This window comes from Rothia sp. 110740021-2 (assembly GCF_054263775.1).
On the sequence record NZ_JBSZFE010000002.1, the window covers coordinates 228,079 to 241,191 of the forward strand.

Consider the following 13,113-nt stretch of genomic DNA (forward strand, 5'->3'; position numbering starts at 1 on the left):
GACGGCGGGTCGCCCCTCCTTCTGTGTATGTTCTCCGCCCCGTCATTAAGTGGGTAGCGGGTTCTCACTATTGTTCAACGATGTTGAACACTTTGAACTGTTTATAGTGGACCAGCGTGTAGATGAGGCAGAGTACAGCCGGGATACTGACGACGAGTGCAGCGTTGAAGGAGCCTAGATGGTCAAGCATCAGTGCTACCGCACCCATGGAGTACAGCGTTCCTAGCCCAAACACGGCACCGTCAAGAGAGCTGGCACGCCCCAGTAGCTCATTCGGTGTAATGCAGTCACGCAGATTGTTGGAGAAGATGAAAGCTGATGCCCATCCTACGTCCAGGATGAAGAGCAAGGCTCCGAGCACTACGGGGTTATTGCTGATGGTGACGAGCGGTATTCCGAGCAGGGATACGACGTTGGCGACCAGCAGCATTCCTCGTGTGTTCTCGAAAGAGAGGAAACGATCGATGATGAGCGCCGCGACGATACCACCGATACCGCTGCAGGCCATAATCATGCCTACCACTGAGGCTTCAAAGGTGAGTTCCTCGTACAGGCGGTAAATAATGATGAGTGAATACGATGCCGTAGCTGCCGCCAAGAAGAACGTGTAGACAAGGATAAGTCTCTGCGGGGCACCGGAGAACATGTATTGGATACCGTCAAACATCCGGTGGATAAACCCATGTTGTGCGGTTTCGCGTTGCTCAGTTTTAGTTTCCATCTCTACAGATGGCAACGTTGCGTATGAAATAGTTGCCGCTCCGAAAAGGAGCACCGGGACGATAAGACCGACCGTTGCACCCGCGACAAGAACAATAAATCCTGCTGTAGGGGGCGCAATGATTGCGGATATTCCCTCGCAAATTTCACGACGTGCGTTGTACGAAAGAAGGTTTTCTCGTCCGAGAAGCTGCGGAATATATCCCGCTTCTGAGGCAGCAGCCAGTTCGGAGAAGACACCGCTCACAAATCCTAGTGCGGCGATGGTGAACCATGACAGCATATGCTGCTCAATCATCAACGCCAAGGTAAGGATGCTGAGGATGTTTACTGCCCCGGCAATCACGATCATAGGTTTTCGAGGCAGACTATCAGATAGGGTTGCTAGTGGATATGCCAAGGCGATATTGGGGATTTGCATGGCTACTGCCATCACGCCAGCTAACCCAATTTCGCCTGTACTAGCGAGAATCGCGATGGGTAGGGCGAAGGAATATATTCCTGTACCTACCAGAGAGCCGATAAGGGCTACGTAGATTCTCCACGGTATTTTATGTGTTGTCATGCTTTATTCCTTCCAGCACGCATCAAAATAGCTGCTAACAATTGTGATGAACACGATGATCCTAGTTCACAAAAAATGGCATGCCTTAAAGATTTATAGGCAGAATAATGAAATGTTGTCCTAGGAATCTGAACTTTGCTAGAGACAATATTGACAGTATCCTCCACCTCCTTACATACAGGCCAATTCCTATGAGATAGGATTTCGCCTCTTAAAATATGCTCCCCCAAACACATTGTATCCCTGCAGGAGTTTAATGAATCTTGAAGAGAAGCATACAAAACTTCATTTCCCAAAGACATCATAACAATTTCACATTGAGAAATACCTGGATAGTCATCAGGCAAACTCTTAACTAAATCAAAATATTTCATTTTAGTTTTTCGCTCTTCCTTGTAATAGAATCCAAAATTCTAATCACGCCAACTCTATGCCCATCAATATTCTTAGCCGCAGGACCCAAGGCGGCCTCAGCCCCTGCCCCCAATACATACAATCCATCATGAATAGCACACCAATAATCCACATCCCAGATATCTATACTCTCATCAATAAGGCAACGAAAACTCTTCGGCACCAAACCAAAACAGAGAATAATTTTTTTATAACCCATTCCTTCACCATCAACCCTAATTCCATCCACATAGATAGAACGGTCTTTCAGGTGAGCCATTGGATAAATATTTAGGAATCCCTTAGCCCTATAAGCATTAAATATATCTAAATACTCATGCATAACTGAAGATTTTTTAAATCCTAAAGATGAACTTTTTCTGTATTTTTCTCGCCCTTCAGGCCTGAAAAACTCAGCAGGAACATCTGCGCAACGAAAAGTAATAGACTCGCCTCTATGATATAAATCAACGTTAGCACCTAATTTCAAGAGCGCATAAGTCAAAGTAGCAGCTGTTTGCCCACCTCCAAATACCGCAAACTTATCTCCTGGCTTTGCCTCCTGGAGAGTATTCAAGTCCCAGGGGGTACTATACCCATCTGGTACTTCAATAGATTCTTGACCAGTGCAAAAAACAACATTGCGAGATTTAAGCATAATTCCAGATTTAAGCGAAACAGTATAATATCCACCCATCTTGGAAATATTTTTCACTTCATCCTCAATGTGCCTTTTTTCGAGTTCATGCAATTCAATCACATGACGCACGAACCCTTCAAAAACATCCATAGGAACTATGGATCGATGCCCCATGATTGACATTTTAACTTGTTCCCTTTCCGTCACAGTAAGGAAACTGTATTTAATTCGAGCAAAATCCACTAATTCACAATCGTGAACAAATTGGCAACCTGGATGATGTTCATATGGAGACCTCATTACATTTTGACCAATTGAATTACACATGGACAAAAATTTGTCGCCCAACCTTTTATGTGGATCAACAATTACATACTTTAATCCATCAACATGAAAGATAGATGAGGCAAGATTGATTCCAGACAAACCTCCCCCGACTATAACCACATCCAAATAACCTTCAGAATCGATATAGTCATGAAATGAGGGCATCTCCTGCAAATCAACTACATTTTTTAAAATTTCCTGCCTCCCCCTGGGACTATCCAACAAATATCCAGGTGGCACAAAAAAGTAATTTTTATAGTTACCCATACTTACCTCCTAAAATGCCTACCTATTACAAATAGGTAGGCATTTTACTAATAGCGAATTTCAACTGGAACAAAAATTTCGTAAGAAGAATCCAGAGTGTACCCCTCTAGAATTTCAGAGAAAATCTCATCAACAGGAGTTCCCTGAGGGCGATGCCTGCGTCCGTGGCTCATGTAAAACCGACGCGACGGAGCTCGAACGGTAAACTGCTTCAGGACTGCCTCTCCCGGTCGAACCTCTCCATCAAAGAATCCTAGCCTCCGATGATCAGCGCTATAGACGACCTGTGAGAACTGTTGCGAGATAGCTGGGCGAGCAGCATCCTCCACAAATTCACCATCATCGTCCACGCTCATAATCCAGCTGCTCCATGATTGATTAGACAGGTTTGTCTCCACCTTAATGAAGGTCCACTCACCTTCTGAAGGCAAATCATAGGTAACCATGACCGCCCGGTCACTGGTTTCCAGAGTTCCAGAGACAAGAATTGTTCGAGTCTCAAGGAAAGCAACTGCAGTCATCTGAACATCACGTGAACGAATTTTCTCGGGTGACTGATATGGGGTCACCACTCCCGATGTAACCTGTGTCATATATAAAGCATCTCATGTGTACCACTCATAACTCGACACACAGGCACAACTTAAAGTAAAAAAGACAAAAACAAAATAAAGCCACGGCAAATTTTAGGCCTCCAGCCCCTCACTCCCACAGAAAAGCAGGAAGAACCACCCAATAACATGTAACAAACTGTTGTAAAAATGCTGGGAGGGGCGACTCGCCATGACGGCGGGTCGCCCCTCCTTCTGTATCTACACGCCTCACTCGGTAGCTTTTACGGAGTCTAGTAGCCGGTCTAAAGTTCTTCCGGCGGCACCGATTCCAGCCCAAAACGGCAGTGGCCGTCATAGTTCAGCGCCGCATCAATACGGTCCAGCATCCGCTCCGAAAGCAACGCACGCTCCTCCGGGTCAGACACATCCACCCAACGCACCTGCGAAGATTCCTCGTCGTTCACCTTCGCCTCACCAGAAACCCAGCGGCACAAGAACGTATGGTCCAAGAACTGGCAGCGGTCACCATTACCGAACTGCATCGGCGGGTCAGCCTTCACCTGAGCCAGCTCCAGCACCTCAATCTGCACGTTCGCTTCCTCCTGCGCCTCACGCAGGCAGGTCAGTGCGGGACTCTCCCCCGGGTCTACAATGCCCGTGATCGGGGTCCACGCCCCGTTATCGCTACGGCGCACCAGCAGCACCTTAGAATCCTGCTCACGGTACACCACAGCCGTCGCACCGGAGAGCCACAGGTAATCCGAACCAATCCGCTCACGCAGCTTACGAATATAGGGAGGAGTAGGCATAACATCAACCTTTCAAAAGTCCCGGCAGTTCTGTCGAGAAATAGGTGCTAGAGAGCAGAGCAAACAGCTACGAGCCGCACGAATAATGAGCCCGTCACTTAGCCGGACGGTCACCCCACTTCGGAATCTACCACAGAAAATATGCCGGAGCCGCCAACGCCACCAGCGCGCCCAGAAGCATAAACGGACCGAAGGCAATGCGGGTGCTACCGCGCGCCTTCGTGAACAGCACCAGAGCCAAAGACACCAGACCACCGGCAAGGAACGTCACCAGCGACGCCCACCCCAGATTTGCCCAGGACAGGTACCCGAGCGCGCCGCCCAGAATGCCGGCAAGCTTCACATCCCCGCGGCCCAGCGCGCCAAAAGACAGAATACGCAGAAGCCCGTAGCAGAACCACAGCGCCAGACCGGCACCCATCACGCGCCAAATATCGGCGGGGCGACCGGCAAAAAGCAAAGACACAGGCAACGCCGTATAGGTGGCAATAGCCAGAGGGATCAGGATGCGGTGGGGCAGACGGTGCTCCCGCACGTCAATACGCCACAGCCGCAGGGCGCACCACAAAAAATACAGCAGGTAGCTGCCGAGCACCAGAGCGGCAATAACGGAGGCGCCGCCTGCGTTGTAGAGGCGGGAAAGCTCAGCGAGCATAGAACGTCCATTCTGTATTGCTGGAGGCGGTACTACCGAAACCTGCTAGCCAAGAAATACGAGCCAGCGGTGCTAGAGCGCATAGGCGCTAGAGCATCTAAGTTCTAGGAACCGAAGCGGCGGGAACGGTTCGCGTAATCCCGCAAGGCACGCAGAAAATCAACGCGAGTAAAATCCGGCCATAAAGCGGGGCAGAAATAAAACTCAGAATACGCGCTCTGCCAGGTCATGAAACCAGACAGGCGTTGCTCGCCCGAAGTGCGAATCAGCAGGTCCGGGTCGGGCATATCGGCGGTGTACAGATGCGAAGAAATATCCTCTACGCTCAGCTGTTCAGCAAGCAATTCCAAGGATGCACCCTCGGCGGCGGCCTCACGCAGAACCGAACGGACCGCGTCCACAATCTCATGGCGACCGCCGTAGCCGACCGCAATGTTCACACGAACACCGGGCAGGTGCGCCGTCTGCTCAATCGCCCAATCTAAGCGCTCGTGCAGTTGGCGAGGAATCAGGTCAATATTGCCGATGGCGCGCACCGGACCGCAGGCGGAGTCCACTAGACGCACCAGGAAGGTATCAATCACCGCGACCAGACCGGTCAGCTCCTTCTCAGGGCGCTTCAGGTTCTCGGTGGAGAGCATGTACAGGCTCACCTGCGGAATCGACAGCTCAGTACACCACGCCAGAAAATCAATAATTCGCTCCGCACCGGCGGCGTGGCCCTCACGGGTGCTCAAACCGCGCTGAGCCGCCCAGCGGCGGTTACCGTCCACCAGCACTCCAATATGTGCAGGCAGGGATTCGGGGCTCAGCGAGCGCGCCAGAGCCTGCTCATAGACGGTAGGCTCAGTGACAGTGCCGGGGTTGCTGGCGTGGCCGTGCACAGTAATCACAGGCAGGGCATTGGCGCTCATAGCTCATACCTCATTCGGCTGTCGTGGCGATAATTCAGCAGGCTCATAACGAAAGAGCCCAAGCTCCTATTCTACTCCGCCGCGCCGTACCTTCGCGGCAATCGGCATCACGGTTGGGCTGAGAATCGGCTCAAAATTTGTGGTGGCTAGTGGTGGCATGCGGGGGTGTGTGAAGGGGTTGCGCACATCGCGTACCTAAGAATGGTTGATGCCCTTCACCCACGACTCGTATCGTGAGTGAAAGGCATCATTGGCTAACGTGGGGCGATGCATCCCACGCTAGATAACGTAGTAGTCGCTCAGGCCCTCATCCAGGCTAGATTCGGGTAGCTGAACTTCAGCATGTGAGGCAGCCAGCGTGTAGTCCTCCCAAGGCCAGATATCCTTCAGTTGTTCGCTAGGAACGGCGAAGAACACGCCGTTCGGATCCACCTGCGAGGCGTGCGCCAGCAGCGCCTGATCGCGCTGCTCAAAGTGCTCGTGAACCAGAATGCGGGTCGTAGTCTCATGGCGAGGCGCCCCCGACGTTGCATGGTACGCGATGTTCTCAATCCAGCCGCTCAGCAGGCTCTCACCGTGCGTATCGAGCAGATGCTCGTGCAGGATGAGGGTGCGTTCGGGGTTGAACGCGCGGTCATAGTAGAGCTTCATCGGGGTCCAGGGCTCGCCCTCACCCACATACGCCTCGGGGTCGCCCGCCTTCTCGAATGCTTCCACGGCAACCTTGTGGGTCATGATGTGGTCGGGGTGCGGGTAGCCGCCAATCTCGTCATAGGTGATGATGATGTGCGGGCGGTACTCACGCACTAAACGCACAAGCGGCGCAGCGGCACGGTCCAGGGGCATGGTACCAAAGCTACCGAAGGGCAGAGGCGGCATGGGGTCACCCTCGGGCAGACCAGAGTCGAAGAAGCCAATCCAACGGTGTTCAATACCCATAATCTCGCGGGCAACCGCCATCTCAGCGCGGCGCAGACCCGGCAGGTCACGGTGCGCACGCGGGCTCTTAGCAATCTCCTCATTCAGGATGTCACCACGCTCGCCGCCGGTCATCGTCGCCACCATGAAGCGGGCACCACGGGCAATATACGCCGAAGCAGTACCTGCGCCCTTGGAGGACTCGTCATCCGGGTGCGCGTGCACCGCGAGGATGCGCAGACCAGTGTAGTTCTCATCCAGGGGTTTGAGGGAGTCCACGGGAGGGTGAGTCGGCAGGTTTGCCTTCAGCTGTTCAATGGCTTCGCTCACGGTGGTCTCCTTTATGTGATGCGCCAGAATGCGGATAATATGTCTGTGACTCGCAAATGCGAGCGCTACGCGGCAGAAATTTTACGGCTGTAGCTTCTCGTATGATACCCAAGGATAGCGCCAGTGCACTAGCGCAGATGACACCGTGTGACATCCTGAAATACCCCACCTTATCAGCAGATTCACGGGCAAGAAACAGGCTGATGCTGGCAGAACGTTCAGCTACCGGCATGCGTACCGATGAAGATGCGCTCAGAGGGGAAGATACGACCGGCGTAACAGCCGAAAATCCTCCAGTGCTCTAGAATAGGTCTGTTGATTCATTCCGTTACCGCCTCCCCGCCTTTTTCTATGGCGCACGGTAGCGGGTTTATTCGTTTCGCACCGGCAGAGCCGGCGCATAAGCAAAGGACACACATGGCTGAAAACACCGGTGCATGGCTCACTCAGGACGCCTTCGACCGCCTCACCGAGGAGCTGGAGCACCTCTCCGGCCCGTACCGCCAGGAAATTGTTGACCGCATCGCGCAGGCACGCGATGAGGGTGACCTCCGCGAGAACGGCGGCTACCACGCTGCACGTGACGAGCAGGCTAAGAACGAGGCACGCATCAAGCAGCTCAAGCATCTGCTGGAAACTGCACACATCGGCGATACTCCCGCTGACGACGGCGTGGTAGAACACGGCATGGTTATCGAAGCTGAGGTTGCCGGCCGCACCCTGAAGTTCCTACTCGGCTCCCGCGAAATTGAGGACACTCTGCCTGCAGGTAGCGACCTGAAGGTCTTCTCTGAGAAGTCCCCCCTCGGCGCAGCAATTATGGGCGCTAAGCAGGGTGACGAAGTCACCTACACCGCTCCGAACGGTAAGGAACTGAGCGCCAAGATTATCTCCGCAACCCCCTACCTGGGCTGAGAAGTTAGAGCTAAGAGACAACGCTAGACTTAAAACAAACAGTGTGGGGTGCTGACCGTTTAAGTTCAGGACCCCACACTGTTTTTTCTGCTTGCTTGCGTCTATCTGGTTGCTTCCAATCATCTGATTTGAGGCAACGCTATAGCTCGTCGGCTAATAAATATATCTGCTTAGTAGACGATGATGGGCTTGAAACCCTCATCCTCCAGGGCAGAAATCACCTGGCGGCAATGCTCCACACCCTTGGTTTCCATGTCGATGGTAATCGACACATCGCCCATGGACAGCGAACCACCCACACGGGTATGATCCACACCGGTCACGTTCGCGTCGTTCTCAGAAATAATGCGGGAAATGGTCGCCAGCTCACCCGGACGATCAGACAGCATCATCTTCACAGTCATATAGCGGCCAGCCGCAGACAGACCACGCTGAATCACCTTCAGCATCAGCATCGGATCAATATTGCCGCCGGAGAGCACACACACGACCGTACCCAGGTCGCCGTACTCTTCCTTCAACTTGCCGTTCATCAGCGCCGCCACGGGTACCGAACCGGCAGGCTCCACCACAAGCTTGTTACGTTCCATCAGGAAGATCAAAGCCCGAGCGATATCATCTTCGCTCACAGTCGCCACATCGTTCACCAGCTCCTTGATGATGGAGAAGGGCATCTGGCCGGGGCGACCCACCGCAATACCATCCGCAATGGTGGAAACCTTCTTCAGCGGCACCAGAGCATCCGCGGCGAGCGACAGCGGGTACGCCGCCGCGTGCTCTGCCTGAACACCAATAATATTGATCTTCTTACCGAGCTTCTGCTCCTTCGCGCGGATAGCAGCGGACAGACCAGCGAGCAGACCGCCGCCGCCAACACCCACAATCACGGTGTCAACGTCCGGAACCTGCTCCAGGATTTCCAGACCGATAGTGCCCTGACCGGCAATAATGTCTTCATTGTCGAAGGGGTGCACAAACACCGCGCCGGTCTCTTCGGCGTAGCGCTTCGCCTCCGCCAGAGCCTCGTCCACAGTCACACCGTGCAGCTCAACCTCAGCGCCGTGATCACGGGTCGCGGTAATCTTCGGCAGTGCCGCACCCAGCGGCATGTAAATACGAGCCTTAATGCCCAAACGATCAGCCGCCAGAGCCACACCCTGAGCGTGGTTACCCGCGCTCGCCGCCACGACGCCGCGTTTCTTCTCCTCCTCGGAAAGCTTCGCCATACGCACGTACGCACCGCGCACCTTGAAGGAACCGGCACGCTGCAGGTTCTCGCACTTGAAGAAAACCTCGGAACCGAGCCGCTGGCTCAGCGCACGCGAATGAGCGACAGGGGTGCGTTCAATAACGCCTTCGAGTAGCTCTGCGGCACGTTCAATGTCGGTGATGGTCACGGGCAGGGAGTCGAGATCTACGCTCACGAGGTTTCCATTCTGGGGGTACGTATTCTGGGCGGCACCTAGCCCCATACGTTTAAAGGTGCGCGGTGGCACAGTGCACATTCCATTCTAGAGGATGAACCGGCATAAATCAGGGGCCGTCCCCGCACTCTCAGCAGATAGTGCAAGAACGACCCCCGTTCTAGGTTATGTGCGAGCATCTAGCCCGCGGTTAGTCACAATGAACTGAGTTCTAAGCCTTCTCAGATTCCTTAGATTCTTCAGAGCTTTCAGACTCTTTAGCTTCTATCTCCTTTTCAGACTCTTCAGCCTTTTTACGGCGCTCTAGCTCATGCGGGAAGAGGAACTCCTCCTCACGAGGTGCCTCCTTCTCCCAGTCACGATTCGCCAGGTAACGCACCACCGTGTTGACCACAGACAGAGTCGGCACAGCGAACAGAGCACCCACCGCACCAAAAATAATGGAGCCACCAGCCACCGAGAAAATAACCGCCAGCGGGTGCAAGGAGACAGCCTTGCCCATAATGAGCGGCTGCAGAATGTGGGATTCGAGCTGCTGAACCAGCAGAACAATACCGAGCATAATCAGCGCCTGCACCGGGCCCAGAGCAACCAGCGCCAGCAGCACAGCCACAGCACCGGAAATGAGAGCACCAATCACCGGAACGAAGGAGCCGAGGAAGACCAGTACACCCAGCGGGATAGCCAGCGGAACACCCAGGATTGCGGCACCAACACCGATGCCGATAGCGTCGATAGCCGCCACCAGAATCTGAACGCGCACGTAGGCACCCAGGGACTTCCAACCCGCACGACCCGCACCGTTGACAGCGGCACGCGCATCCTTCGGGAAGAGGCGGGTCACGAACAGCCAGATACGCTCGCCCTCCATCAGGAAGAAGACCAGGGTAAACAGGGTCAGCAGGGTACCGGTCGCAACCTCAGCGGCGGTCGAGCCCACCTGGGATACACCGTGCAACACAGAACTGGGATTATTGCTGACGGCATTTTCTGCCTGATTCAACAGCTGGTTCAGCTGGTCTGCACCGAACTCGTAGCCGAGGTTCTTCAGCCAACCAATCAGCCGCTGGTAGCCCTGCATTGCATTATCCGCCATGGACACAAAACCGCGTAGAATCTGCTGACCGGTCAGCGAAATAATACCGGCGAGCACCAGAATCATACCGATTTCGGCAATAGCCGCCGCGCCACCGGCACGAACACCCTTCTTACGCAGAAGCATCACGGCGGGGCTCAGCAGAGCCGCCAACAGCAGAGCCACCAGAAGAGAAATAACCAGCAGGGAGACGTGTCCCAGGCTTTTCCAAAGGACCCAACCGGCACCGGCAATCATAATGATGCGCCACGCCCAAGCACCGGCAACTTCCATAGCAAAAGGCACCCGGTAGCCGCGCTCCTCCTCGGCTACTTGTTCTTCTGCAATAGGTGTAATTTTCACGGTGTCTCCAAATCGTTATCGGTATCGCGCCCGCGCGGGGCAGCTTCGGCTACCCCAGCGGAGGTAGTATGTGGTGATGTTGTTGCCCCTCCCCTGCGCCTCGATACATCGGGGAAGTAAAGCGGCAAAGGCGGCGGCACCATCACGGTACCGCCGCCTCATAACGAGCTTTAGTCGTTGCTAAAGATGCTTGCCAGGTACATGAGAACACGCAGAATCTCGACGTACAACCAGACGAGAGAAGCGGTCAGGCCGAATGCAAGACGCCAGGACTCACGCTCGGGCAGGCCAGCCTCCACAGCCTCAGAGGTGGTGGTGAAGTCCAGCAGCAGAGAGTAGGTTGCCAACGCAACAGCAAACAGGCCAACAATCAGACCCAGGGGAATACCGAAGAGGCTCACACTACCCAGTGCGGAACCGAAGATACCCGCACCCAGGATCGAGATGAGGCCGTACACAAGGTAACCAATAGCGCCGATCATGAAGATCTTGTTGAGCTTAGGAGTTGCGCGCAACTTCCCGTTCGCAAACAGCGCCAGGGTGGTACCTGCGACCACTAGGGTTGCCAGAACAGCCTGGACAGCCACGCCGGGGTAGCGCATATCCACAACAGCGGACAGGCCGCCGAGCAACAGACCTTCCATGAACGCGTAGGTCATGACCAGAATCGGGGAAACCTTCTTCTTGAAGGAGTTCACCAGACCCAGGACTAGACCGCCAATCATGCCCAGGAGCAGCAACACCGGCATGAACCATGCAACAGCGGCACCGACAGCGACCAGGCCCAGGTTGATGCCGGTCTTCACCATGACATCGTTCATAGTCAGACGCTCACCAGCAGGGATGGGCTCCGAGTAGGTGGGGGCTGCTACGCCGTATTCAACCTCACCGTACGGCTGGCCGTACTGTGCCTGCTGGCCGTACTGGGGCTGGCCATACTGCTGATTATAGGGCTGCTGACCGTACTGCGCCTGCTGGCTGGCCTGCTGAGGCTGTGCACCAAAGCGACCGAAACGAGAGTCACCCTGAGTGACATTCTTCGTCATTGAATTCAGAAGCGGGTTTCCTGCCATCATACTCTCCTTAAACGGGTACAAAACTAATTCTGTTAATTCTATCGGATAGATTCTGCGCTCACGGGTGCTGTTCGTTACCAGCAAGGGTTTCTAGCAACCTTGCCAGAATATTTCAGGGCGGTGTTTACCTGAGGTTCACCCAGGTCCGCACCGCCCCGCAGACAAACACTTCTGCGCGTCTCTTTGTGAAGCGTCTATTGCGAAGCTTCCAAACAATCAAGGAGTTGCTCCAGGTACTCCAGAACGGCCTGTTCCTCGTTCGAACCAATCACCTCGTCAGCAACATCTCGCACAATCTCCGGGGCGTTAGACATAGCAACACCCCAGCCTGCGTAGCTGAGCATCTCCATGTCGTTCTCACCGTCACCGAAGGCAAGAATGCCCGCCGGATCAGCATCCAGACGCTCGCATAGGTCCTTCAGACCGGTCGCCTTATTGACACCGGTACGCACTAGGTCAATGGCGCCGAAGCCACTCACCATCGGGGTGACGGTCTGCGGAAGAGCCTCACGCAGGTAGATGCTCAGCTGCTGCGTCTGCTTCGGCGGGGTCAGCAGCGGGAACTTAATGGGTGCACCCTCAAAATCTTCAATAGAGTCAACCATGACCGAGCCAGGGAAGAAGAACGCCGCAAAGTCCTCCAGAGTGAGGGTTTCGGGAAGATCCTGACCGGTATCTTCAAAATAGCCGCGAATCATGTGCACAATCTGGTCACAACGGTCCTTGGGAAGGTAGATACCTTCGGTGGTGCAGACCAGCAGACCGATGTGGTTCAGCCCCTGGACTACTTCAATGATGCGCGGTACATCCTCTTCCTCAAAGGGATGCACGGCAAGCTGACCGCTCTCATCGGCCAGGTACGCACCATTCTCTGCAATGTAGATGAGGCCCTGGTTCTCAAAGCCGCGCATATAGTCCTGTAGCTTGGCGTAGGTGTTTCCGCTCGCCACGACAAAATGGATTCCCAGCGCCTGCAGGCGGGACAGGATGCGTGAGAAACGTTCGGTGTCAAAGGTTTTGGAGTCGGTGAGGAATGTGCCGTCCATATCGACAGCAATAATGGAGGGTTTAGTCTGCATGCGATGCCTTTCTGCCCCTGCTACCCCATTCAGGCGGGGGTGCATCTGTGGCTGTGTCTCTTCTAGGGTCTCATGTTTTTCAGCTCCGA

12 protein-coding genes are annotated in these 13,113 nt (G+C 54.3%); 1 reads left to right on the forward strand and 11 read right to left on the reverse strand.

The features are described 5' to 3' along the window. Positions 1-67: 67 nt before the first annotated feature. From ACUXHH_RS06920 to mca, 7 genes are all read right to left on the reverse strand, one after another. Entirely contained in the window at positions 68-1,285 is a 1,218-nt protein-coding gene (locus ACUXHH_RS06920; protein ID WP_070482926.1) for an MFS transporter, read from the reverse strand. 370 nt (positions 1,286-1,655) lie between these two features. After that, positions 1,656-2,912, reverse strand: coding sequence for an FAD-dependent oxidoreductase (locus tag ACUXHH_RS06925; RefSeq protein WP_279790639.1), 1,257 nt, complete (start codon positions 2,910-2,912; stop codon positions 1,656-1,658). A gap of 47 nt (positions 2,913-2,959) precedes the next feature. Continuing rightward, positions 2,960-3,433: a DUF6423 family protein gene (locus tag ACUXHH_RS06930; protein ID WP_279741774.1), complete on the reverse strand. Its 474-nt coding sequence runs from the start codon at positions 3,431-3,433 to the stop codon at positions 2,960-2,962. 335 nt (positions 3,434-3,768) lie between these two features. After that, positions 3,769-4,275, reverse strand: coding sequence for an NUDIX hydrolase (locus tag ACUXHH_RS06935; protein WP_279754289.1), 507 nt, complete (start codon positions 4,273-4,275; stop codon positions 3,769-3,771). Positions 4,276-4,402: 127 nt separating this feature from the next. Next, positions 4,403-4,930: a prepilin peptidase gene (locus tag ACUXHH_RS06940; protein WP_458391113.1), complete on the reverse strand. Its 528-nt coding sequence runs from the start codon at positions 4,928-4,930 to the stop codon at positions 4,403-4,405. A 104-nt stretch (positions 4,931-5,034) separates the two neighbouring features. After that, entirely contained in the window at positions 5,035-5,844 is an 810-nt protein-coding gene (gene uppS / locus ACUXHH_RS06945) for a polyprenyl diphosphate synthase (RefSeq protein WP_279754287.1), read from the reverse strand. 279 nt (positions 5,845-6,123) lie between these two features. Further along, entirely contained in the window at positions 6,124-7,092 is a 969-nt protein-coding gene (gene mca, locus ACUXHH_RS06950) for a mycothiol conjugate amidase Mca (RefSeq protein WP_279741767.1), read from the reverse strand. A gap of 417 nt (positions 7,093-7,509) precedes the next feature. Here mca and greA point away from each other — a divergent pair, with 417 nt between their 5' ends. Then, complete coding sequence (greA, locus tag ACUXHH_RS06955) at positions 7,510-8,007, forward strand: transcription elongation factor GreA (RefSeq protein ID WP_279741765.1); 498 nt, start codon at positions 7,510-7,512, stop codon at positions 8,005-8,007. Positions 8,008-8,177: 170 nt separating this feature from the next. On the opposite strand, the gene ilvA is transcribed toward greA, so the two are convergent. The 4 genes from ilvA to ACUXHH_RS06975 form a co-directional block, all read right to left on the reverse strand. Next, the gene (ilvA, locus tag ACUXHH_RS06960; protein WP_279790648.1) at positions 8,178-9,431 is read right to left on the reverse strand and encodes a threonine ammonia-lyase; all 1,254 of its coding nucleotides are present in this window, start codon (positions 9,429-9,431) and stop codon (positions 8,178-8,180) included. A gap of 211 nt (positions 9,432-9,642) precedes the next feature. Continuing rightward, a complete protein-coding gene (locus tag ACUXHH_RS06965) occupies positions 9,643-10,869 on the reverse strand; it encodes an AI-2E family transporter (RefSeq protein ID WP_279741763.1) in 1,227 nt (408 codons plus the stop codon). 170 nt (positions 10,870-11,039) lie between these two features. Continuing rightward, positions 11,040-11,942: a Bax inhibitor-1/YccA family protein gene (locus ACUXHH_RS06970; protein WP_279741761.1), complete on the reverse strand. Its 903-nt coding sequence runs from the start codon at positions 11,940-11,942 to the stop codon at positions 11,040-11,042. A 197-nt stretch (positions 11,943-12,139) separates the two neighbouring features. Next, positions 12,140-13,024 carry an HAD family hydrolase gene (locus tag ACUXHH_RS06975; RefSeq protein ID WP_458391114.1) on the reverse strand — a complete coding sequence of 295 codons (885 nt, stop codon included), beginning with the start codon at positions 13,022-13,024 and terminating at the stop codon, positions 12,140-12,142. Positions 13,025-13,113: the final 89 nt, after the last annotated feature.

What these genes read in the sequence shown, in the direction of transcription:
- ACUXHH_RS06920 (WP_070482926.1), bottom strand. Translation starts at nt 1,285, where the DNA reads ATGACAACACATAAAATACCGTGGAGAATCTACGTAGCCCTTATCGGC.
- ACUXHH_RS06925 (WP_279790639.1), bottom strand. Translation starts at nt 2,912, where the DNA reads ATGGGTAACTATAAAAATTACTTTTTTGTGCCACCTGGATATTTGTTG.
- ACUXHH_RS06930 (WP_279741774.1), bottom strand. Translation starts at nt 3,433, where the DNA reads ATGACTGCAGTTGCTTTCCTTGAGACTCGAACAATTCTTGTCTCTGGA.
- ACUXHH_RS06935 (WP_279754289.1), bottom strand. Translation starts at nt 4,275, where the DNA reads ATGCCTACTCCTCCCTATATTCGTAAGCTGCGTGAGCGGATTGGTTCG.
- ACUXHH_RS06940 (WP_458391113.1), bottom strand. Translation starts at nt 4,930, where the DNA reads ATGCTCGCTGAGCTTTCCCGCCTCTACAACGCAGGCGGCGCCTCCGTT.
- uppS (WP_279754287.1), bottom strand. Translation starts at nt 5,844, where the DNA reads ATGAGCGCCAATGCCCTGCCTGTGATTACTGTGCACGGCCACGCCAGC.
- greA (WP_279741765.1), top strand. Translation starts at nt 7,510, where the DNA reads ATGGCTGAAAACACCGGTGCATGGCTCACTCAGGACGCCTTCGACCGC.
- ACUXHH_RS06970 (WP_279741761.1), bottom strand. Translation starts at nt 11,942, where the DNA reads ATGGCAGGAAACCCGCTTCTGAATTCAATGACGAAGAATGTCACTCAG.
- ACUXHH_RS06975 (WP_458391114.1), bottom strand. Translation starts at nt 13,024, where the DNA reads ATGCAGACTAAACCCTCCATTATTGCTGTCGATATGGACGGCACATTC.